Origin of the sequence: Marinobacter sp. Hex_13 (assembly GCF_001566815.1) — a bacterium.
In the GTDB taxonomy this organism is placed as follows: domain Bacteria; phylum Pseudomonadota; class Gammaproteobacteria; order Pseudomonadales; family Oleiphilaceae; genus Marinobacter; species Marinobacter salarius.
The window spans coordinates 66,740-88,972 of sequence record NZ_LSMM01000078.1; the positions used below are offsets into that span (position 1 = coordinate 66,740).

A 22,233-nucleotide genomic window follows, 5' to 3' on the forward strand; every position below is an offset into this window, starting at 1 on the left:
AAACGCTGTGGGCACGATCAGAGTAGATCGGGTAACCCGCTGAATGCAATCGGAAGAATTTACGAGTATGGTTCCCTGAACTGTAGCCGAACCGGTGAGGATATCCAGTGAGGTCCGTTTTTCATTTTGTGCTGTTGCTGACCGCTATTCTGGTGCCCGGCGTGCCCGCTGCTGAGCCGCCGCAACCCTCTCCGGCGCCGGTGCTGGGTAGCGAGGATCTGCGCTGGCTGGCGGAGAGAGAATCGTTCCGGGTCGGGGTGCGAAGTGGTCAGGTGCCGCTGGTGTTTGATACCGGCGAGGGGGAGCTGGCGGGCATCTTCATTGATTACCTCAATCGGCTGTCAGAGAAGCTTGGTGTGCCTATTGAGCCGGTGTCGGCTCCGGAAGAACAACTCGGTGAATGGTTGCAGGATGGGACCCTGGATGCCCGGTTGAGTACCCATCTGGCCCATCGTTCCCCTCCTTCCAATGTAGTGCTTTCCTCGCCGCTGATGAGTTTGACCTATGGCATATTCGTTGGTGCCGATGATGCAGGCATTCGCACGCTCTCGGACCTTGAGGACGCGAACATTGCCCTGATCACCAACGATCCCAACCAGTTCGCATTGCTTGACCCTGTCGATAGCTTTTCACCCGTGCCGGTTTCCAGTATCAGCGAAGCCGTTGGCAGGGTGTTGTCAGGACAGGCGGATGCGTTTCTGGGCCCGGTTCCGGTGGTGTCGGACTATCTGCAGTCTGCCATGGTCAATGGGGTTGGGGTGGCCACGCTGCTGAACCAGCAATCGGTCGACGTGGTGCTGGAAATGGCAGCGGAGAGTCACCAGGAGAATGACCAGGAGCGCGACCAGTTGTATCGGGTGCTCAACCAGGCAGTTCTGGCGATTGACCACGGTGAGCACCGGTCGATCCGCCAGTCGTGGTTGCAGACCGAGTTGCCGGAACTGGATCCCTCCGCCATTTCCCTGTCGGTTGACGAGAGGGCATTTCTCAATCAAAACCCGAATCTTCGAGTGGCCTTCCGGCCGGATTGGCCGCCGTTCGAGTATACCCAGAATGGTCAGTCTGCCGGGCTCGTGCCGGATCTGGTCAAACGCCTGGAAGAACAACTGAACATTCGCTTCAGCCGTCAGGTGATGGACAACAGCGCCGATGAGGAAAACGCTTTGCGTTCGGGGGAGGTGGATATACTGCCCGCAATGTCCCGAACCCCAAGGGTCGAGGAATCTTTCCTGTTCAGCCGTGCCTATTTGACCGTTCCCATTGCCCTTGCCATCCGTGACGACGGTCGCTTTATCGGCGAATTGAGGGAGCTGAGAGACGAAAAGGTGGGTGTGGTTAACCGCCAGGCGGGGCATGACTACCTATTGATCAACCACCCCAATCTCGATCTGTATCCGATGACATCCATCGAGGAGGGGCTGCTGGCCCTGTCCAACGGCGACCTCGACGTCATGGTGACTCATATTCCGGCAGTCAGCTATACCGTTGCCCGCCTGGGGTTGTCCAACCTTCGGATAACGAGCATTACGCCTTACCAGTATGAGCTGAGGTTTGCCGTCAGCAAGGAGCGGCCCGAACTGCAGCGTATCCTCAATAAAGCGTTGGGCAGTCTGGACGCGGCCGAGACCGAGTCGATCTACAATCGCTGGATCCACCTGGATATCGAGCAGGAAACGGACTACACCGTGGTGCGCCGGATCGTGCTTATCGCCTTAGTGGTGGTGCTGATCTTCCTGTACTGGAACCGCAAACTGTCACGGGAGGTGGACGAGCGAATCCGATCTGAAAACGCACTACGCCGCAGCGAAGACGAACTTCGGGCGGCCAAGCTGGAGGCGGAACGCCTGGCGCGGGAAGCTGAGGCGGCTAGCCTGACGAAAAGCGAATTCCTCGCCAATATGTCCCATGAGATCCGCACGCCGATGAACGCGGTGATTGGCTACAGCGACTTGCTCAGTAATACCGTCAAGGATCCCCAGCAGCGGAATTACCTGGATGCCATTCGCGCGGGCAGCCGCAGCCTGTTGATGCTGATCAACGACATCCTGGACCTGTCCCGCATCGAAGCAGGAAAGATGCGGCTGGAGTATTCGGCGGTGTCGGTGCGGCGGCTGCTCAGTGATGTACGCCACATATTCGACCTGCGCGCCACCGAGCAGGGTATCTCGCTGGAAGTCAGCGTTGACTCCAAGATGCCGGCGGCGATGATGCTGGATGAAACACGACTGCGGCAGGTGCTTTTCAATCTTGTTGGCAATGCCATCAAGTTTACCCATGAAGGTGGTGTGACGGTCCGCGCCACGGCTACACCGCGGAAGTCATCGGAGAAGCAGCCGGTCGAAGAGGTGGCCAGTGAGGCAGATCGTCGCTGCTTTTACCGGTTGGTTGTGACGGTGTCCGATACCGGCATCGGCATTCCTCCCGGCCAGCAGGAGCAGATCTTCGACGCCTTTGAACAGCAGGAAGGGCAGAACACGCGGCGTTATGGGGGCACGGGGCTGGGCCTGGCCATCAGCCGCAAGCTGGTGCGCATGATGGGCGGTGAACTGCAGGTTGAGAGTGAGCCTGGCTCGGGCTCCACCTTTACGGTCAAGCTTCCTCGGGTTGAGGCAACCGGTGCCCAGGCCGAAGAAGATGGTACGCCCCAGGAGTCGGAACGACTGCTGGCACAGACGCTCAGCATGCAGGAGCGTGGATGGTTGCAGGAGCAACTTGCACGGGATTTTGGCGACGAGTGGGAGACGGTACGTGAAAGCGGCGATCCGGAACAGATGAAGGATTTTGCCAACCGGGTGCTGGAATGGGGTAAGCGGTTCCGTTCGCCCTCGGTTACCCGATATGGAGAGAAACTGCTGGCGGACGTGGAGGCGTTTAACCTGGATTCCGTGAACAGTGCTCTCGAATCCTTTCCGCGCCTTCTAGGACGGGATCAGTGACTGGACAGTGTCAGAGGCAGTCGAACTGCGACTTGCGGTCAAAGGCGACAGCGACCATGTCGTAGCCCGAGTCGGACAGCGAGCGAATCAGCTCGCGATCTTTCAGCAGAGCCATGCAGACCCGGTGTACGTTGGCCTGAAGCTGTTCCTGAGGGGGCTCGGATTCGAATCTGAAATCGACGATCAGGTATTTACGCTCGACGGCCGATGTGGCGGGAATGTCTTCACGCTCAATGCTTTCATAGCCAATGTAAGTAGCTTGTTTATCGGGGAAGATTCCACTTAGCAACACGTCCAGGTTGCCTGCCATGACCGGTTGCGAGGCCAGTGCCAGTAACAGGCTGAGAGCGCCGGTGATGCGTTTGATGGCCATGAGAGCCGCTCCTTTGGAATCGGTTCGTCGATCAATGTAAACATATGTAACGTTTAGTTACTGATGATTATCGCAGAGTGCGAACAGGTTTGCGTATTTTTTGCACGAATTTTTCAATTGTTTGCAATGTTCAGAGAATCCATCGGCTGGGTGTGGATTTCCGCAGCCTGCCAGGATCAACTACTATGGATAAAAACAGAAGCGCATAGAGGCAGGATGATGTTCCAACTCGTCTTCAAAGGTGAATGCACACCGGGAACCGACCCGGCAACCGCCCGCAGTAATGCCAGAACCCTGTTCAAGGCAACGGTGGACCAGATTGAGCGTATGTTCAGCGGTCAGCCAGTCGTTATCCGCAACAAACTGGAGGAAGTCCAGGCGGAAAAGTACCGCGCGGTGCTGCAAAAGCACGGCATGGTGGCTTATGTGCAGCCCATGGAGGGCGCCGTTGCCTCTGCAGCCGAGCGCGCGGCGCCCGCCGCTCAACCACAGGCTGAGCCAAAACCTGCCCCTGCAACACCCCCAGCAGGGGCAGCGGGTACTGATGCCGGGTCCGGGAGCGCCGTTGCCGTGGAGCCGGGCGACCGCTTGCCAGTGGCGGGCGATAAAGTCGACAGCATTCTTTCCGGGTCCGGGCTGACACTTGACCCCGTTGGCGTCACGCTTGAGGAACACCGGGAGGCTCCCGCTCCCATGTTCCAGCATTTGGACGACTGGACACTGGCGCCTCCGGGCAGTGACCTGGGCGTGAAGCGTGAGGTTCCACCACCGGCTGTACCTGATGTCTCTCACCTGTCCCTGGCGGACGAGGATCCCACAGACGATGCCTGACAGTCGGACGGGATGATGTTAACAGCCAGATTGACCGCCCTCCTGCTTGCCGTGCTCGCAGCTATGCCCCTTATGGCCGACGTAGGGCGGCCGAAAGTGGGCCTGGTGCTAAGCGGCGGAGGGGCCAAGGGTATGGCCCATGTGGGTGTGCTGCGAGTGCTGGAAGAATTGAAGGTGCCCGTGGACATTGTGGTGGGCACCAGTGCCGGCTCCGCGGTTGGGGCACTCTATGCCTCTGGTATGGAGGTCCAGGAGATTGAAGAGCGCTTTATCGAGATGGACTGGGTGTCCAGTTTTCGTGACGACCCGGGCCGTGCCTACAAGCCTGTCAGGCGCAAGCGTCAGGACTGGCGCTACCCGGTCTCGCCCGGCATCGGTGTGCGCATGGACGGTCTGCATTTGGGGGGCGGTATCATCGCCGGTCAGAACCTCGGTTTTATCCTCAATGAGCTCACCCGTGATGCAGCCCTGGTTGAAGATTTTGATGAACTGGCCATCCCGTTCAGGGCCGTCGCCACGGACCTGGAAACCGGCGAGGAAGTGGTGATCGGCAGTGGCAACCTGTCGGAAGCGATCCGCGCCAGCATGAGTATTCCCGGCGTCTATGCGCCGGTCACACTGAATGGGCGTTTGCTGGTGGATGGAGGTGTGGCCAATAACCTGCCGGTCAGCGTGGCCCATGAGCTTGGGGCCGACATTGTCATTGCCGTGGACATCACCGATCCCCTGTTGGAGCGGGAGGACATACGCGAGGCGTTCTCTGTGGTTGGTCAGTTGACCACCATGATGACGCGGCAAAACACCGAGCGGCAGCTCAAGTTGCTGGATGATCAGGACATCCTGATGCGACCGGATCTGCAGGGTTTGTCCTCAGCAGATTTCTATGAGGCTCCGGCGCTGTTTGAGCTGGGCGCCAGCAGTGCTCGTGGTCACGCAGGGGAACTTCGTCATCTGAGCGTCAGTGATGATGAGTGGGATCGATTTCGCGGTCGCCTGAAGGCGCACTCGTTCAACCCGGGCGTTATCACCGATATTCGCATTGACGACCGTTCTCGCCTGGCGGGGGATTTCCTTCGTGAGCGCATACGCCAGCAGACGGGTGAGCCTCTGGATGTGGATGCACTGGAGGAGGATCTCAAGCGTATCTACGGCCTCGGTTACTATGAAACCGTTTCCTATTCGCTGGTGCCGACCGACGGACCGGGTACGGATCTGGTTATCCGGGTTCGCGAGAAAAGCTGGGGGCCGAACTACCTGTCCTTTGGCCTGAACTACGAAGACAATTTCGAGAACGATACTCGGTTTAATGTCGCCACGTCGTTGCGGATGACGGGGCTGAATGCCCTGGGCGGTGAGTGGACGACCGGGCTTCAGTTGGGCACCCAGCCCCGGGTTCGAACCGAATGGTTCCAGCCACTGGACTATGGTTTCGAAAGATTCCTCACGCTGGGCGGTGCCTATTCCCGTGAAAGCCTGAGTGCGTTCGATGGCGAAGGCGAGCGCATAACCGAAGTGGATATCACCAATCGCCAGGTGGATCTGGCCCTGGGTACCGAACTGGGTGTAAACGGAGAGGTGCGTCTTGAGTATGTGCGGGGCTACGCCACCGTCGACGAGCAGATCGGCGAACCGATGGCGCCCTCCGGCTCCATCCAGAGTGGCAGTCTCCGGCTCCAGCTTGTTCACGACTCCCTCGACGATACCTTCCTGCCGGAGTCCGGCGGGTTCGCCGGCATTCGTGGCCGGTTCGAGCGCCCGGGCCTTGGGTCCGACCGTCATTTTGAATCGGTCACCGTCATGGCCCTGGGCACCGCAAGCTGGAGACGGGCGAGTATCACCGGCCTGTTGTATGCCAACGCGGTCACCAAGGGCGTTGCCGGCATCGAGAATTCAGTACTGCTGGGCGGCTTTCACCGGCTATCGGCATACAGCCAGGGCGAAGTGGCGGGAGAGGATGCGGCTCTGGCAGGCGTCTTTGTCCGGCAGGAATTTGGCGGGCCGTTTGTGCCCTGGTTTGCCGGAGCCGGGTTCGAGACTGGTAACGCCTGGTCCTCGCTGGGGGAGGCCCGCTGGAACAACCTGTTGCGCTCTGGGAGCCTGTTTGCCGGCGTTGAAACCTTCCTGGGACCGGTGCAGATTGCCACGGCCTACAACAACCGGGATGACTGGAGTGCCTACCTCAACGTCGGCTTTTCGTTTACCCGGCTGTTTGAATGAGCCGCCCGTTGCTCAAGCCGTAGCCGATGCGCTGTGAATAGCGTCAAGCACCTGCTGACACTGTTGTTCCGCGTACCCGGCCAGAATGGCCGCAAGACGTTCCTCGTCCCGTTCCTTGATCGCACCGATCGATTCCCGCACATGGGCCAGGTTGTCTTCCAGCACCCGGTTGCCACCACGCTGGAACGCCACAAAGGCGCAACGTTTTGCCGATGGCCACAGATCCTCAATGGCGGAAATGATGAAATAGTTGTCGGCATAGGCCAGTGAGGCCTGAGTGTACTCTATGCCTAGCTCCAGAAACGCCAGCAGGTCGTTATTGTCATGGCAGCCTTTCATACGCTGGTAGAGGGATTCGAGTTTGTCCATGTCGGCTGCCTGCCACTGCCGCACCAGCTTGCGACCGGTATGGGTCAGGTACAGTTGCAGCACTTCGTACAGGCTGCGTACAAAATAGTCGTCCAGCGGCGTAACGAATGCGCCCTTGCGGGGCACGTTCTGTACCAGATGGCGTTTTTCAAGCAGCAGCAAGCCTTCGCGGATCGACCCGTGGCTTACGTCCATTTGCTTTGCCATGGCGCTTTCGTAGATGCGTTCGCCGGAGCGAAGCTGACCGAAAGCGATGAGGTTTTCGATGTGACGGGCGACCTGTTCGGTCAGGGTTTCGCGAGGCTTGAATGTGGTCATGGTCCTGCTTCGTTACAGCATGCTGGCTCAATGGTTCTGGAATACTCTCACATTCTTTGCGTATGGAAAATGGGCACACCAAAACGGGCCAGGCCCTGGTGGACGGTTTCAGAGCAGGGGGCCAAGCAACCGTATGGTGCGGCACGTCAACCGGAAGGCCACAGAACGGTCCCGGTAATCCCGTTCCGTCATCAGTCGACTGGTGGCGAGATCCTGTTCCAGCAGATGTTCAATGCCGCTCACAAACTCAACGGCGGTACTGATGGCGGTTATCTCGAAGTTCAGTCGCATCGAGCGGTTGTCCAGGTTGGCGGTGCCGATGGCCGCGTAGCGGTCATCCACCAATACGACTTTCTGATGCATGAAGCCCGGCTGATAGCGATAGATGCCGATGCCGGCGCGGCATGCCTGTACCAGGTATGAGTACGCAGCCAGTCGGATCAGCCGGCTGTCAGATTTCTCGGGGATAATGATTCGCACGTCCACACCCCGCAGGGCCGCCAGTTGCAGGGCGTTCATGATCTGAACGTCGGGCACGAAATACGGTGAGGCGATCCAGATCCGCGTACGGGCATTGTTGATGCAATTGAGGAAAAACAGCGTGCAGGTTTCGTAGGTATCCGCCGGGCCGGTGGGCAGAATCAGGACTTCCTGATCGCCAGGCGTCGGTTGGGAAGGCGTCCAGTTGAGCGTCGGGAAGTCCTCACTGGCCCAGTTCCAGTCCTCGAGCCAGGCCAGTTGCAGCCCGGTCACCGCCGGGCCGGTGATGCGGCAGTGGCTGTCACGCCAGGGCTCCTCGTCCATGGCAGTGCCCAGATACTCGTCGCCGAGGTTGATGCCTCCGACAAATCCGACCTCACCATCACAGACCAGCAGTTTCCGATGATTGCGGAAGTTGACCTGCAGGCGCATGCGACGAAAATTGCCGTCTCCGAACGAGGCAACCTTTGCACCGGCGGCGGCCAGTTCCCGGAGGTACTTCCGCGGTAGCCAGACACTGCCAATGTCGTCATAGAGGAACCAGACCTGAACGCCCTGGGCCAGCTTGCGTTTCAGGATCGACTTGATGCGTTGGCCGACCTTGTCGGAGCGAACAATGTAGAACTCCAGGAGAATGTAGTGTCGGGCGTTTTCCATGGCATCGAACAGCGCCTCAAAGGTGGCTTCTCCATTCTTGAGGAGGTCGCATCGATTCCCGGTGGTAAACGGCTGCCGGCCCAGCTTGCAGAGGACCTGGAGTTCGTCCGGAACATGTTCGTCGTCGCGTTTGCTGACCGCTGCCGTCTGCTGTTCGAAATGGTTGAGCAGTTCCGTCAGCGCGGCGTCGCCGGTGCGTCTGGCCCTGATATAGCCGCCGAACCGGTTGCGTCCGAACAACAGGAACATGGGAACGGCGACATAGGGCAGGCCGATCAGTGCCAGAATCCAGGCGATGGCTCCCTGTGCCACGCGGTAGGTCATCAGTATCCGATAGATGCAGGCAGCCGCGGCCAGGTAGATCAGGGCCAGTGCGAGGGGCAGCCAGGGCACGTCAGCGATACTCATTCCGGCGCGTCTCCATTGTCGATGTTCAGGTGGCGGGCGCGGTACTGGGCCGGTGCCATCCCGGTCCAGCGCTTGAACGCGCGGCTGAAGGCGCTGAGCTCGGAAAAACCCAGCAGGAAAGCGATTTCGCCCAATGCGTAGTGGTCCGACGCCACGTAGCGCAAGGCTTTGTCCTTGCGGACTTCCTCCACCAGCTCGTGAAATCCAAGCCCTTCTTTCTTTAACCGTCGATACAGGGTTTGCCGGCTCATATGGCACTGTTTCGCCAGTGTGTCGGCGTCGATGCGATCGGTGGACATCTGGCGTGAAATCAGCCGCCGGATCTTGCGGCCGAAGGTGCGCCTGCTTTGCAGCCGGGCCAGCACTGCGTTGACCTGCTTCAGCACGGCGGAATAAACGTAGGGGTTGCGATGGGGAATCGGATGGCTCAGGTGGTGGCTACTGAAGGCCAGGCGAGTTGCACTACAGCCAAAAAACACCGGGCCACCCAGTAATCGCTGGTATTCATCGGCATAGCCTGGTTTCCGGTGGGCGATCTCGGCCCACTCGGCAACGATGGAAGGGTGGATGAAATGCCGGGTGCGGCATAGAGCCGCCGCCAGCGTCCGGTCCATATCCTGGCGACAGTAGTGCCCGGGGGTGTCCGCCTGCCAGGTCAGGATGGCCTGCTCGCCGGTTTGTTCAAAACTCAGGATCACCGATTCGTTAATCAACCGGTGCAGGCGAACATACTGGGTAACGGCCTCGCCGAGAGTGTCGCAATTGAAAAACACGTGCCCGACCAGGCCCATTCGGTCAGGATCGACCACCTGGCCGGCATGGAGGCCAACGGCAGGGTCTCCGGTGACCTTTTCAGCGTGTTCCCACAGGCGGTAATGGCGCTCGGCCGGAATGCGCAGGTCCGGGTCTGCCAGCTCGTTTTTGTTGAACCCGGCGATCCGCTCAACGGTGGGGATGTCCAGCACGCCCTGGCGGTCCAGGTAATGAACCAGGGCCAGCGTGCTCGAGGCTGCAACCAGTGGCGATGTGGTGGCTTTTGCCTGGGGTGAGTTCACGGTCACCTATGATTGAGGGTTAACAGGAATTCATCGGTACTGATACAAAATGTCAAACCTGTGGGACAGCCTGTCAACGGTTTATTGTCCTAACAACGATAGCATTAAGTCATCGAGGATTCTCACTCGCACATCTGGATTGGAGGTGTTTTCATGGAACTGGAAATTTTTGTGCCCCATAACGAGCTGGAGCGCTCCAACATTGCCGCTTTGGCTGAGTACCTGAACAGCATGTACTACTGCTAATCAGTTTCAGCAAACGTTTATGACCTGAGCCGGGGGAGACCCCGGCTTTTTTTTGCCTGAAATATCTGGCCGGTTGTCGGGTAAGCCTGCGGCTTGCCCTTGTTCCAATAACATTCGATGGTAATGTAGTCGGTTTAACGATAGCAGCCCGTTCTCACACGAACCTGTCCGGCGACTCTAGGAGGTCATGACCATGAGTGTTGAACTCAATTACCGCATTACCGGCGAAGGCCCGCCATTGATCCTTCTCCATGGCCTGTTTGGCTCGCTGGAAAATCTGGGAGGTATCACCCGTCGCCTGCAGGACCAGTGGCAGATTCATGCTCTGGATCAGCGCAATCACGGCGCTTCCCCCCATACCGACACCATGGATTACCCGGCTATGGCCGACGACGTGTTGGCGTACATGGACGCTCAGGGGCTGGAAAAGGCGTCTATTCTGGGTCACTCCATGGGCGGAAAGACCGCGATGCAGGTGGCATTGAAAGCTCCGGGCCGGGTTGAGCGAATTATCGTGGCGGATATCTCACCGGTGACCTATAAACCCCGTCATGATGTGGTGCTGGAGGGGCTGACCTCAGTGGATCTGGGCTCTATCCGCACGCGACAGGATGCCGACAGGGTGCTGGCAGACCATGTAGAGGAGCTTGGTGTCAGGCAGTTCCTGCTGAAGAACCTGGTGCGGGTGGGGGATGAAGAACAAGGCCAGCATCCCGGACCGTACCGCTGGCGGCTGAACCTGCCGGTGATAGAGCAATGTTATCCCCGCCTTGCGCAGGCACCGGAGGGGAGCGGGCCGTTTGAAGGTCCGGTATTGTTTATCAAGGGGGCCGATTCGGCCTATATCCAGGAGAAACACCGCGACGACATCCGTCAGCGCTTTCCCGCAGCGGATTTGCGAATCATCAACGGCACAGGGCATTGGTTGCACGCAGAGAAACCCGACAGCTTTGCGGCACTGTGTCGTCGTTTCCTCACGGATTAGTGCCTGGTAGCGACGGGTACCTGCCAGTTTAGCCGCTGGCGGGTGTCTGATAAGGTTACGGAATCGTATCTGACAGGAACAGGCATCCTCTATGAAGTGGCTTCTGGGCGCATTGCTGATTGGTTTTTTGGTGCTGGGTGGCTTCCTGTTGTCGCCATCTCCCATTAACAGCCAGGCCTGGAACGCCCCTTCGCCGCAGCCACTGACCGGTAAGCTGGCGCCCAACGAACGCCTGAGACTGGCAGACCTGCTGGCCAGGGGAGAGGTGTACGGCCCTGAAGACACCACGGTGGATGACGACGGTATTCTCTACACTGGCACGCAGGATGGCTGGATCGTCCGGGTCAAACCGGATGGCCAGACGGAGAAGTGGCTGGAAACCGGAGGCCGGCCGTTGGGGATGGTGTTTGATCGCCACGGCAATCTCATCGTGGCGGATGCCTGGAAGGGGCTTCTCTCCATAGCGCCGGACAAGACCGTCACCGTACTGACCCGAGAGGCAGAAGGCTTGCCATTCCGTTTCACCGACGATGTGGATATTGCCCCGGACGGCCGCATCTACTTTACGGATGCCAGTTCGCGATTCCGTCAGCCTGAGTATCAGCTGGATTTGCTTGAGATGCGCCCTCACGGTCGCCTGCTTCGTTATGATCCGGCCACCGGTAAAACCGAGGTGTTGCTCAGCAACCTGCATTTTGCCAATGGTGTGGCGGTGTCGCCGGACGGCGAGTACCTGTTGGTGAATGAAACCTGGAAGTATCGAATCCTCAAGTACTGGATCGGTGGCCGCTATCCCGGACAGGCGGAAGTGTTTGCCGACAACCTGCCCGGGTTCCCCGACAACCTGGCGGTCGACCACGAGGGCCGCTACTGGGTTGCGTTTCCCACGCTCCGGAATGCCCAGGTGGATGCCCTGCATCGGCAGCCATGGCTGAAAGACCTGCTGGCCAAACTGCCAGATTACTTCAAGCCGAAGCCCCAGGAATACGGGCTGGTAGTGGCCATGGACGCGGACGGCAGCGTGATTACCAGTCTTCACGACACCAAGGGTACCCATCTGCGGGAGATCACGTCGGTCAACCCCCATGACGGTCACCTCTACTTTGGTTCACTTCACAACGACCGCATCGGCCGGCTAGCCTTGTCGGCTATTCCGGGGTTGGGAGACAGCGACAATGAGTGAGTTTGATCCGGTGAACTGGGATCTTCCCGAACCATTCACCATGACCATCGACGTCCGGGACGCGGACACTGACAGGCTCGGGCACGCCAATAACGTGGTGTACGTGCGCTGGCTTGAAGATATCAGCTGGCAGCACATCGACAGCCTCGGCATGACCTGGGAGCTGCATGAAAAAACCGGCAAAGCCATGGCCATTACCCGTACTGAAATCGATTACCTGGCGTCCGCCAATGCCGGCGACCGGCTGGTGCTGGGCACCTGGCTGACTGGGTTCGATGGGCGCTTTCGCTCGGCGCGGCAATTCCAACTGGTGCGTGAATCCGATGGCAAGACCCTGGTGCGCGCGGTATCCACCCATGCCTGTGTCAACATGAAGAGCCAGAGGCCCTCGCGGATGCCTGCGGAATACGCCGACATCCTCGGTGGAGCGATGGTGCCCGGTGGTCGCGGCTTTGATACCACACCTTGAGGATTCTGCTAGTCTGAACAAATGATCCTGTCCCTGAAGCTGTCTGGAGAGCCCCATGGAAAACACCGTTGATCCGAATTCTGGTCATGCCATGCGTCACGTGGTCTATGACCACTTTGGCGATACTGACGTACTGCGGATCGAAAGTTCCACCATCCCCGAGCCGGGCGCCGAGGAAGTTTTGCTCAGGGTGGCGGGCGCGGGGTTGAACCCCATCGACTGGAAGACGCGGAAAGGCCTGGGATTTGCCGCCCGGCAGATTGAAGACCACCTGCCATGGACGCCCGGCTACGATGTTTCGGGCGAAGTGATTGCGGTTGGTGCTGACGTGACGACGTTGGCGCCAGGCGATCGGGTGATGGGCATGGTGGGCTTCCCGGCTGGCGGAGGAGGTTATTCCCAATACGCAGTGGCTCGCGCCGACGAGTTGGCCATTGTGCCCGAGGAACTGGACCTGATGACTGCCGGCGCTTTGCCGCTGGCCGCGTTGACCGCCTGGCAGGCATTGTTCGAAGTGGCGGAACTGGAGGCTGGTCAGAAAGTGCTGATTCACGCCGGTGCTGGCGGAGTCGGGCATTTCGCCGTGCAGTTTGCGCTTGAACGGGGCGCCCATGTGATCGCCACTGCTTCAGCCAGTAATCGCGATTTCCTGGCGGCTTTTGGCGTCCATGAGGTGATTGATTACCACACCACCGACGTTGTAGACGAGTGCTATGGTCTGGACGTGGTGCTGGATCTGGTCGGCGGCGAAGCGGGCAAGCGTTCCCTGCACACCCTGAGTGAGCACGGCGTACTGGTCACGATTCCCACCGTGACGGCAGATGAGATCATAACCGCGGCTGAGTCCCTTGGGTTGAGAGCCCATGGCATGACCGTCCGCCCCGATGTGTTTCATCTCGATGAGATCGCCGAACTGATCGAGGACGGCGAGGTGCGTGTCCATATCGACAAGGCCTTCCCGCTGGATCAGGTCGCTGATGCCCACCGCTTGCTGGAGGGTGGGCACGTTCGGGGTAAACTGGTCCTGGACTGCGGGGCCCGCTGATACGCTCAGGTTGGAGCGGGTTCCGGTGGCTGTTCCGGCGACTCCCCGGTATCCCGCTCCTTGCGTTCCTTCCTCGCCTGGGGTGGCACCAGGCTTACCAATGTCCAGTCTTTCTCGGGCTTGATGGCCTCCATGCTCTTGACCGGCGTGATGTGTTCGCGCGTGTTCACCACGAACAGCACCATGGCCTGACGGTCGTACTTGTCCAGGAAATCCTCGAACGTAAATTCGTCACTGAGCTGGGTGGTCTTCACCGTATACCCTTGGCTGGCCAAACTGGCCAGCTTGGCGTAGCTCACTCCGTCGAAGAGTCCTCTCGTAAGCTGTATTTTCTCGGCGGTCTGGTGCCGGGCCTTCTGGTCCTGATCCCCTTCGGCCAGGGTTAGCACTGAGTCTTTTCCGAACCAGTCCAGGAAGTGGTAGGTGGCCAGGGAATTCATGTGCTTGTAAGGGGAAATAACCAGCAGGTTGCCAATGCCGGTGAGATCCAGGTGGGTCGACGCATGCTCCGACACGGGGTTGCCGAAATACACCTGGAGGTTTTCCATGCGCGCCTGTTTGACGTTCTCCCAGTTGGTGTCCGCCAGGGTAACGGGGACCTCCAGCTTTTTCAGTGCCAGGCCGATTTTTCGGGCCACCGGGTTGGCACCGAGAATCAGGAAGCCGTATTCCGCCGGCTCGGCGACCTTCAGAAGCCTCGCCAGAGGCCTCGCGGTAAGACTCTGCAGGGTGACGGTGGCGATGATCAGCATGAATATCAGTGGCACCAGGGCTCCGGCGCTTTCGTAGCCCAGTTTCTGCAACTGAAACGCAAACAGGGCGGATACGGCAGCGGCTACAATGCCTCGGGGGGCGATCCAGCTCAGGAACAGTTTGTCGCGCCAGTTGAGACTGGTGCCAATGGCCGACAGGAAGATGCTTGCCGGGCGTGCAACCAGCATCAGCAACGCCAACACGGCCACCAGCCCCCAGCCCAGTTGAGCGATGGCTTCGAACTCCACCCGTGCTGCCAGGATAATGAAGAGAGCGGAAATCAGCAGCACGCTCAGGGATTCCTTGAACTCCAGGATGCTGTCGATGGGGACCTGCTTCATGTTGGCCATCCAGATGCCCATCACAGTGACCGTCAGCAGGCCGGACTCGTGGGCCATTTCATTCGACAGGGCATAGACCCCGAGCATGAACGTCAGGGTGCCGGCGTTGTGCAGGTATTGCGGCAGCAGGTGCTTGCGCAACGCAATGCCGTTCAGCCAGCCCGCGACAGCGCCAATCAGGAAACCCACTGCAAGGGTCTTGCCAAAAATATACAGCGAGTGGCTGAACACGTTGCCCTGGCCCCAGGACACAATGCCCTCGAAGACCAGCACCGCCAGCAGGGCGCCCACTGGGTCGATGATGATGCCCTCCCAGCGCAGAATGTTGGCCAGTTTTGCGTCCGGTCGCACAGATCGGAGCAGAGGGGCGATGACGGTAGGGCCGGTGACGATGGATATGGCGCCAAACAGGAGGGCCACCTCCCATGACACATCAAGGATCCAGCGGGCGGCCAGGGTACCAATGATGCAGGTGACAATGGAGCCGACGGGAATCAGATTGCGAACCATCTTGCCATGGCCACGTATTTCGTCGTAGCGGAGCGTCAGGCTGCCTTCAAACAGGATAATGGCAACGGCCAGGGAGATGACCGGGAACAGCAGGTCTCCAAACACGACTTCGGGGTCCAGAAATCCCAGCAGCGGCCCTGCGGCAATGCCGCCGGCCAGCAGGAACAGGATGGCCGGCATGCGAACCCGCCAGGCGAGCCACTGGCAAAACAGGGAGAGCACACCGATACAGGCAAGGAGAAAGACAGTGCTGACGGTCATAATGGGGTCAGTTCCGTTGAAGTATGGGTTTAATTCTGTAGTCCTGCAGGAAAGTCTGCCGTCTTGTCGGAATTGGCCTTGCGTGCCAGGCGAGCCAGCAACCGCGCCGCCGCGAAGAAACCAAAACTGGCGGTGACGGGGCTGGCAGCACCAAACCCGGAGGCGCAATCCAGACGGACCGGGCCTTCGGTGGCAGGCTTCTGTAGGCAAACCTCACCGTCCCCTGCAGGATACGTGAGCTGTTCCAGGGAGTACACGGCTTCAATTCCGAAACGCCGTTTGGGATTGCGTGAGAACCCGTACTCCCGACGGAGTGTATTACGCACCTTGGCCAACAATGGATCCTGTGTGGTTTTGCTCAGGTCACTGACGCGGATCTGGGTCGGGTCCATCTGACCGCCGGCGCCGCCAGCACACACCAATGGAATCTTGCGACGCTGACAGTGTGCAATCAGCCCGGCCTTGGCTTTGACGCTGTCGATGGCATCGACCACCCCTGACATCTCCGGGGTAATCAGTTCATCGACGTTTTTCGTGTTCAGGAACCCGAAATGGACCCGAATGTCACCCTCCGGGTTGATCGACCGCAAACGGTCTGCCATGGCGTCCGTCTTGGTGCGCCCGTATTGCCCGCTAAGCGCGTGGAGCTGGCGATTGGTATTGGACACGCAGATATCGTCCATGTCGATCAACGTCAAGGTGCCGACGCCGGAGCGGGCAAGGGCTTCAGCCGCCCAGGAGCCCACGCCACCCAATCCAACGATGGCAATGTGAGCGTGACGGAAGTGCTCCAGTGCCCGGCGGCCATAGAGTCGTTCGATACCGCCGAAGCGGAAATGGAAGTCGTCACCCGTCATGCTGCATCTCCGGAGAAAAGTCACGATTGTAACCCAGCCCTGCCGGCTGTCTCTAATCAGTCGTCGGATATCGTATTCATGGGGTGAAGTGAGCAGGCATAAAAAAGGCCACGCAAGAGCGTGGCCTGTAAGCAAGTGCCCAACCCGACGGGGGGTGGGCCGGACTAGTTCAGAGACACTAATCAACGTAATCAGTATCGTTTATCAACGTGTCGTCCGGAAGGTCACAAACTGACAAAGGCCGGTCATTTTCGGCCAAGGCTTCGGCCAGGCCGGTACAGTTTCCGGTCCATCCGCCTCAGCGTATAAAGGGGTTCAATAAGCGAGTGAACGTGCCGGTTAATTTAACCGGTGCGCTGAGCACCGACAGGGTGATGCAGTCTTCGCAGCCAACCGCCACAGGTTTGTGCTCGTCTTCCTGATTGAGTACCACGAAGTCCCACTGGTTGAACACACCTTTCTGGTCTGAGAATGCACCCTGAAGAACTATCGTGGTTTCACTCCCTCTGTGGGTATGCGCGGGTGCCTTCCCACCGGCGGCCAGTTTCTGAAGCACCACCTGCTCGCTCTGGCCGGGAAACCGTTCGCTGATATCCAGCACACTGACATCGCCGAGCTGACGTTTCCAGGGCAGCGAGTTGAGATCGTCGCCCAACAACTTTTGAAGAGGGCTCATGCGCTTGGCTTGTGTACTGATGTAGGTCTCCGTCATGTCAGGCTCGCTGTCTATGCGTGACAGGATAGCGTCAAACATGTCCGATGAAACACCGACCTGGGGCTGACTTTCCATCATGACGGCACCCAGGCTGTCGAGCGTATCCACACGGCTGCGACAATGGGGGCACTGGTCCAGATGGAGACGAATGCACAGTGCGTGGGGCTCACTGAGGTTGCCTGCACTGAATTCCATCAGGGTAAGTGTGTCTGGATGGTGCCGTGTCATACGTTCTGGTCCTGCAAAATCACTTTCAGTTTGTTCAGTGCCAGGCGTACCCGGCTTTTTACGGTACCTAGCGGTATGTTGAGCTCGTCCGCCACCATCTGGTGTGACTTGCTTTCCATGTAGACCTTGGCGATTACTGTAATCTGTTCTTCCGGCAGGTGGCTGAGGGACTCTCGCACGCGACGTTCAGACATCAGGCGGTGCAGCGACGTAACCGGCTCGTCTTCGTTTTCGCCGGGAATCTGCCACAGATCTTCCGTTTCAACCGGCATCTCCGCACTCGTGCGTTTCATCTTGCGCAGCATGTCAATGCGTTGGTTACGGGCGATGGTGAAAATCCAGGTCGACGCGGCTGCCTTCCTCCAGTCGTACAAGCAGGAGCGCCGCCAGATCGATACGAAAACCTCCTGTACCAGCTCCTCGGCGTGACTCGCCATGCCATTGGCCATGGCGTAATACTTGATCTGAGGACCAAAGTGCTCGAACAAAGCGTGGTAGGCCTGCCGATCCTGGTTCTTTCCCACTTTCTCCAGCAATTGGCTCCAGGGGTCCTTGCGGCCCTCGGCTCGTGCTGGCTTCTGATCCAGTGTGGACACCGGACGCTCCTTGACAGTCGCATGATTTGGCATTGTTGTGTTCATCATTCTATGCACTCGCCCCGGGTTTGTCAGTCACGATATTTACGGGGGCGATGGGCAGGCGGATCTGTTGGGCGGTATTTTTTCCCACTTGTACTGGCTGGCTTCTCCGCCGCTCGGTGTCGTCTGCAGGGAGATTGCCGACCGCTATCATCACGGCTAATCTTTTGCAGGTATTTATTCAGGAACGCTTGGCCAACATGAATGCTCCCGGAAAGACCGGCAATCTGCCCGTTATTCGCGCCCACTACGCCGATATCCTTTGCCAGTTGGCGGAAGAGAAGGGTGCTGCGCGTCCCGAGTTGCTGCGCTCGGCCGATATTCGTCCGGCCATGTTGGGGCACCCCGACAACTTCATCACCGTGGAGCAGTTCAGTCGTCTTTGTCGCTCGGCATTGGCATTGAGTCACGACCCGGCCCTGGGGCTGGAATATGGCAAGCGCCTGAAGTTCACTACCCACGGTTCCCTGTCACAGGCCGCCATCAGCTGTGACAACATTGGCCAGGCTCTTACGGTGTTGATCAAGTATTTCCGTATCCGGTTCGTGTATATGAATCTGAGTTTCTTTACCGAGGGCAGCGACGCTGTGCTGCAACTCGATATCGTGCACGCCCTGGATGATCTGCATTGGTTCAACGCAGAAGTGGTGCTGGCCTCGCTTATGGATGTGAACCTGCTCCTGTTCGGACGCCGCCTGCTTGATGGTGGAAGTTGTCGACTGAATTATCCGCCACCGGAGTATGCCCCGGCCTATGAGTCGCTGTTCGGCAATCGTATCCGGTTTGACGCCGGCGCCAATCAGCTCCGTTTTCGCAAGGAATTTCTGGAACTGCCAATTTCCCTGTCCAATCCTGTGGCGCGTCGGGTAGCAGAAGCGCAATGCGAGGAGGAAATGCGATCGCTGGAGGCGACCACATCGATTCCCGAGCGCGTGGGGCGGTTGCTGGAATCGGTACGGGATGGCCGGCTTCCGGGTATTGATTCCGTGGCAGCGCAACTGGGTGTGTCACCCAGGACGCTGCGCCGTCAGCTCAGTGCCGAAGGCCTGAAATTTCAGGGCATCCTTGATGACATCCGCCACCGGCGTTCACTGGAGCTGCTTCGGCGCACCGACCTCGGGATCGATGACATTGCCTATCGCCTGGGGTATAGCGACCCGTCCAATTTCGGCCGTGCCTTCCGCAAGTGGGAGGGGCTGTCACCCTCAGCCTGGCGCGCAAGCAGGGCCTGATCCGGGTTACTCTTCCAGGTAGGTATAGCCGCCCAGGCCATTCTCCAGTTCTTCCAGCAGGCTCGTCTGTATGTCTTCCGGCAATCCGCTGGCGGCAAATTTCTGCTGATAGGCCCGAAGCAGGGCAGTGGGTTCGAAGTTCACATACTGCAGCACCTTGGCCACGGTGTCGCCATGGATCGGCTCACTGACGGTATGGCCGCCGCCGGGGTTGCGTCGTACATCCACCGAGTGGGTGTCGCCGAACAGGTTGTGCATGTCACCGAGGATTTCCTGGTAGGCACCGGTCATGAAAAAGCCCATCAGCATGGGTTCTTCCGGCGCCTCTTCAGGCAGCGGGAAGGTGGTTTCGATGCCCTGGCCGTCCACGTACCGGTCAATTCGCCCGTCGGAGTCACAGGTAATATCCTGGATGACCGCACGACGGGTGAGGGGGCGATTCAGTCCGTTCACAGGCATGATCGGGAAGATCTGATCAATACCCCACACGTCCGGCAGTGACTGGAACAGCGAAAAGTTCACGAAGAGCTTCTCCGCCAGTTTTTCATTGAGCTCGTCAATGATCTCCCGGTGCGCGCGATTCGCGGAGTTCAGCTGTTTTCTCAGAGCCCGGCAGCAGGTGGTGTAGAGCGTTTCCGCCCGTGCGCGGTCCGCCAGTGACAACAGGCCGTGGGCAAACTGGGTGTGGACATCCGCCATGGCGTGGAGCACGTCGTGGTAGATCTCAGCCAGGGAACGGCGCGATGCCTCATCCCGCAGGCTCTCCAGGTCGCGCCACAAATCCTGCAGCGGTGCCGGGGCATCACTGACCGGTTGTTCAGGCGGACGCTTGTCGGGTATCTCCCGGTCAATCACATTGGTCACAAGTACCGAGTGGTGAGCCGTCAGCGCACGGCCGGATTCACTGATCAGGTTGGGATGGGGGATACCCGCCCGATCGCACTCCGATTGCAGGATATGAATCACGTTGTAAGCGTATTCGTGTACGCTGTAATTCATCGAACAACTGCTGCGTGAGCGGGTGCCCTCGTAGTCCACGCCGAGCCCACCGCCAATATCGACCGTGCCTACCGGTGCCCCCATGTGGCGCAATTCACTGTAGAAACGGGCACACTCCCGCAGTCCGGTCTGGATGTCACGGATGTTGGCAATCTGCGACCCCAGGTGAAAATGCAGCAACTGAAGGGATTCCAGGGCCCCGGCACGGCGCAGGGTCTCAACCACATCCAGCACCTGGCTGGCGGACAGGCCGAATTTCGACTTCTCACCGCCGGTGTTCTGCCAGTTGCCTTTGCCGATGGTGGCCAGCCGTGCGCGCACACCAATCAGCGGAGTCACTCCCAGACGGCGCGCTTCCTCGAGGATGAGCGGCAACTCGGACTGTTTTTCCACCACAATGAACACCCGGTGCCCCAGTTTCTGCCCGATCAGCGCCAGCCGGATATATTCGCGGTCCTTGTAGCCATTGCAGACAATCACCGACTCCTGCTGGCGCGACAGTGCCAGAACCGCCATTAACTCCGGCTTACTGCCGGCTTCGAGGCCAATCTGGTTGTCGCTGGCGGCCGGTTCGGCGCAGAGCAGTTCCTCAACCACCCGGCGCTGCTGGTTGACCTTGATCGGGTAGACGGCGGTGTAGCCTCCCTGGTAGCCGTGTTCGCGAGCGACCTTGTTAAACGCGCCACACAGTTTGTTGACCCGATCATGGAGAATATCGGTAAATCGGATTAACACCGGAAGCTGAACCCCCTCACTGACCAGGGAGCGGGCAAGGTCAGGCAGGTTGATGTCCTCGCCGCTGTGCCCCCGGTCGGGTCTTATCAGTACCTCGCCACGGGTATTCACATCAATATAGCCATCGCTCCAGTGGGCGATGTTGTACACCTTGTGGGCGGCGCTGAGGGTTGGTTCGCTCATGGGGCTTTCCTGTGCTGAATCCGCAGCCGGCAACGGGCCGGCTTATGGCGCTCATTGTATGGATTCCACCGCCCCGCTAAAAGAACAACACCCGAAAAACACGGCCCAAGGGTAATGATAGTCCTTTAGGTGTGGTGGTTACGCACCTACAATACCCTCAATACGAACAGGCTCAACGCGCACATCCGGAGACACGACATGACTGCACTGAACGATGGCTGGTTTACCGAAGTATTCCAGGACCAGGGAACCGCCTTTTCCCTGCAGGTAAAGAAAAAGCTGCACGAAGAACAAACCGAGTTCCAGAAACTGGAAATCTGGGAAACCGAAACCTTCGGTAACCTGATGGTGCTCGATGGCTGCGTGATGCTGACCACCAGAGACAACTTCCTCTATCATGAGATGATGACTCATCCGGCCCTGTTCACCCATAAAGACCCGAAGAAAGTGGTCATCGTTGGTGGTGGTGATTGTGGAACCCTGAAAGAAGTCCTCAAGCACCCCGGTGTGGAAGAGGCCTGGCAGGTGGAAATCGACGAACGTGTCACTCGTCTCTCGGAACAGTATTTCCCCGAACTCTGCGAGTCCAACACCGACCCCCGCGCCAACTTCTTCTTTGGTGATGGCATCCAGTGGATACGCGATGCGGTGCCCGGAAGTCTCGACGTCATTATCATCGACAGCACCGACCCGGTCGGTCCCGCCGAAGGTCTGTTCGCCCTGGACTTCTATCGCGACTGCATGATCGCCCTGCGCGACGGTGGCATCATCGTCCAGCAAAGCGAATCGCCGCTGCTGCACACCAACACCATCATCAAAACCATTCACGACGACATGAAAAAGGCCGGTTTCGACCACGTCCGCACCCTGCCGTTCCCGCAACCGGTGTATCCCACCGGCTGGTGGAGCTGCACTATGGCGGGTAAGGAAAAGCCGGTGGTGTACTTCCGTGAGGAAGACGCGGATCAGCGGCCGTTTGTGACCCGCTATTACAACGCCGACATCCACCGTGGGGCATTGGCGATGCCGCAGTTCATGGTGGATGTATTGGAAGATGAGGTGATGTCGAGCGAGGGCTAGGAGGCCATCAGGGGCAAGGAATTTCTGAAGGTGGTACGGGCGCCGTTGTTCGCCGCCCGGTTTTTGATTAGAGTTTGGCTTTGTGGCGGTCATGCCCGCCCCTCAAGGAGAGCGCCTGCTTTAGTCAGT

18 protein-coding genes are annotated in these 22,233 nt (G+C 58.9%); 9 read left to right on the plus strand and 9 right to left on the minus strand.

Annotated features, from left to right (window positions below):
- The first annotated feature begins 107 nt into the window (after positions 1–107).
- Positions 108–2,936: a transporter substrate-binding domain-containing protein gene (locus AXW11_RS18615; RefSeq protein WP_091642220.1), complete on the plus strand. Its 2,829-nt coding sequence runs from the start codon at positions 108–110 to the stop codon at positions 2,934–2,936.
- A gap of 10 nt (positions 2,937–2,946) precedes the next feature.
- On the opposite strand, the gene AXW11_RS18620 is transcribed toward AXW11_RS18615, so the two are convergent.
- The gene (locus AXW11_RS18620; RefSeq protein ID WP_036203070.1) at positions 2,947–3,309 is read right to left on the minus strand and encodes a hypothetical protein; all 363 of its coding nucleotides are present in this window, start codon (positions 3,307–3,309) and stop codon (positions 2,947–2,949) included.
- A 219-nt stretch (positions 3,310–3,528) separates the two neighbouring features.
- On the opposite strand from AXW11_RS18620, the gene AXW11_RS18625 reads away from it, so the two are divergent.
- Complete coding sequence (locus AXW11_RS18625; protein WP_091642313.1) at positions 3,529–4,140, plus strand: hypothetical protein; 612 nt, start codon at positions 3,529–3,531, stop codon at positions 4,138–4,140.
- 12 nt (positions 4,141–4,152) lie between these two features.
- Positions 4,153–6,357, plus strand: a complete 2,205-nt coding sequence (locus AXW11_RS18630) for a patatin-like phospholipase family protein (protein ID WP_091642222.1) — start codon at positions 4,153–4,155, stop codon at positions 6,355–6,357.
- Between the two features lie 12 nt (positions 6,358–6,369).
- Here the strand turns inward: AXW11_RS18630 and AXW11_RS18635 are convergent, their stop codons facing one another.
- From AXW11_RS18635 to AXW11_RS18645, 3 genes are all read right to left on the minus strand, one after another.
- Positions 6,370–7,044 (minus strand): GntR family transcriptional regulator, encoded by a 675-nt coding sequence (locus AXW11_RS18635; RefSeq protein WP_036203076.1) that lies wholly within the window; start codon positions 7,042–7,044, stop codon positions 6,370–6,372.
- 108 nt (positions 7,045–7,152) lie between these two features.
- Positions 7,153–8,589 carry a cardiolipin synthase gene (gene cls, locus AXW11_RS18640; protein ID WP_091642225.1) on the minus strand — a complete coding sequence of 479 codons (1,437 nt, stop codon included), beginning with the start codon at positions 8,587–8,589 and terminating at the stop codon, positions 7,153–7,155.
- Positions 8,586–9,650 carry an AraC family transcriptional regulator gene (locus AXW11_RS18645; RefSeq protein ID WP_091642229.1) on the minus strand — a complete coding sequence of 355 codons (1,065 nt, stop codon included), beginning with the start codon at positions 9,648–9,650 and terminating at the stop codon, positions 8,586–8,588. Before AXW11_RS18645 ends, cls begins: the two co-directional genes overlap by 4 nt.
- A gap of 433 nt (positions 9,651–10,083) precedes the next feature.
- Between AXW11_RS18645 and AXW11_RS18650 the strand changes: the two genes are divergently transcribed.
- From AXW11_RS18650 to AXW11_RS18665, 4 genes are all read left to right on the plus strand, one after another.
- Positions 10,084–10,875, plus strand: a complete 792-nt coding sequence (locus AXW11_RS18650; protein ID WP_041336437.1) for an alpha/beta fold hydrolase — start codon at positions 10,084–10,086, stop codon at positions 10,873–10,875.
- Between the two features lie 91 nt (positions 10,876–10,966).
- Positions 10,967–12,058 (plus strand): SMP-30/gluconolactonase/LRE family protein, encoded by a 1,092-nt coding sequence (locus AXW11_RS18655; protein WP_075195015.1) that lies wholly within the window; start codon positions 10,967–10,969, stop codon positions 12,056–12,058.
- Positions 12,051–12,527 (plus strand): acyl-CoA thioesterase, encoded by a 477-nt coding sequence (locus AXW11_RS18660; protein ID WP_036203084.1) that lies wholly within the window; start codon positions 12,051–12,053, stop codon positions 12,525–12,527. The genes AXW11_RS18655 and AXW11_RS18660 overlap by 8 nt, the downstream gene beginning before the upstream one ends.
- A gap of 55 nt (positions 12,528–12,582) precedes the next feature.
- Entirely contained in the window at positions 12,583–13,572 is a 990-nt protein-coding gene (locus tag AXW11_RS18665; RefSeq protein ID WP_036203087.1) for an NADP-dependent oxidoreductase, read from the plus strand.
- A gap of 5 nt (positions 13,573–13,577) precedes the next feature.
- On the opposite strand, the gene AXW11_RS18670 is transcribed toward AXW11_RS18665, so the two are convergent.
- The 4 genes from AXW11_RS18670 to AXW11_RS18685 all read right to left on the minus strand — a co-directional run bounded on the left by AXW11_RS18670 (position 13,578) and on the right by AXW11_RS18685 (position 17,833).
- Positions 13,578–15,437 (minus strand): cation:proton antiporter, encoded by a 1,860-nt coding sequence (locus AXW11_RS18670; protein WP_075195016.1) that lies wholly within the window; start codon positions 15,435–15,437, stop codon positions 13,578–13,580.
- Positions 15,438–15,466: 29 nt separating this feature from the next.
- Positions 15,467–16,294 (minus strand): tRNA cyclic N6-threonylcarbamoyladenosine(37) synthase TcdA, encoded by an 828-nt coding sequence (gene tcdA / locus AXW11_RS18675; protein ID WP_041332623.1) that lies wholly within the window; start codon positions 16,292–16,294, stop codon positions 15,467–15,469.
- A gap of 298 nt (positions 16,295–16,592) precedes the next feature.
- Positions 16,593–17,237, minus strand: a complete 645-nt coding sequence (locus AXW11_RS18680; protein WP_041332624.1) for a ChrR family anti-sigma-E factor — start codon at positions 17,235–17,237, stop codon at positions 16,593–16,595.
- A complete protein-coding gene (locus AXW11_RS18685) occupies positions 17,234–17,833 on the minus strand; it encodes a sigma-70 family RNA polymerase sigma factor (protein ID WP_036203098.1) in 600 nt (199 codons plus the stop codon). The genes AXW11_RS18680 and AXW11_RS18685 overlap by 4 nt, the downstream gene beginning before the upstream one ends.
- A gap of 242 nt (positions 17,834–18,075) precedes the next feature.
- On the opposite strand from AXW11_RS18685, the gene AXW11_RS18690 reads away from it, so the two are divergent.
- The gene (locus AXW11_RS18690; protein ID WP_075195038.1) at positions 18,076–19,107 is read left to right on the plus strand and encodes an AraC family transcriptional regulator; all 1,032 of its coding nucleotides are present in this window, start codon (positions 18,076–18,078) and stop codon (positions 19,105–19,107) included.
- Positions 19,108–19,113: 6 nt separating this feature from the next.
- On the opposite strand, the gene speA is transcribed toward AXW11_RS18690, so the two are convergent.
- Entirely contained in the window at positions 19,114–21,024 is a 1,911-nt protein-coding gene (gene speA / locus AXW11_RS18695; protein WP_075195017.1) for a biosynthetic arginine decarboxylase, read from the minus strand.
- Positions 21,025–21,222: 198 nt separating this feature from the next.
- On the opposite strand from speA, the gene speE reads away from it, so the two are divergent.
- Complete coding sequence (gene speE, locus AXW11_RS18700; RefSeq protein ID WP_091642232.1) at positions 21,223–22,104, plus strand: polyamine aminopropyltransferase; 882 nt, start codon at positions 21,223–21,225, stop codon at positions 22,102–22,104.
- The last annotated feature ends 129 nt before the right edge of the window (positions 22,105–22,233 follow it).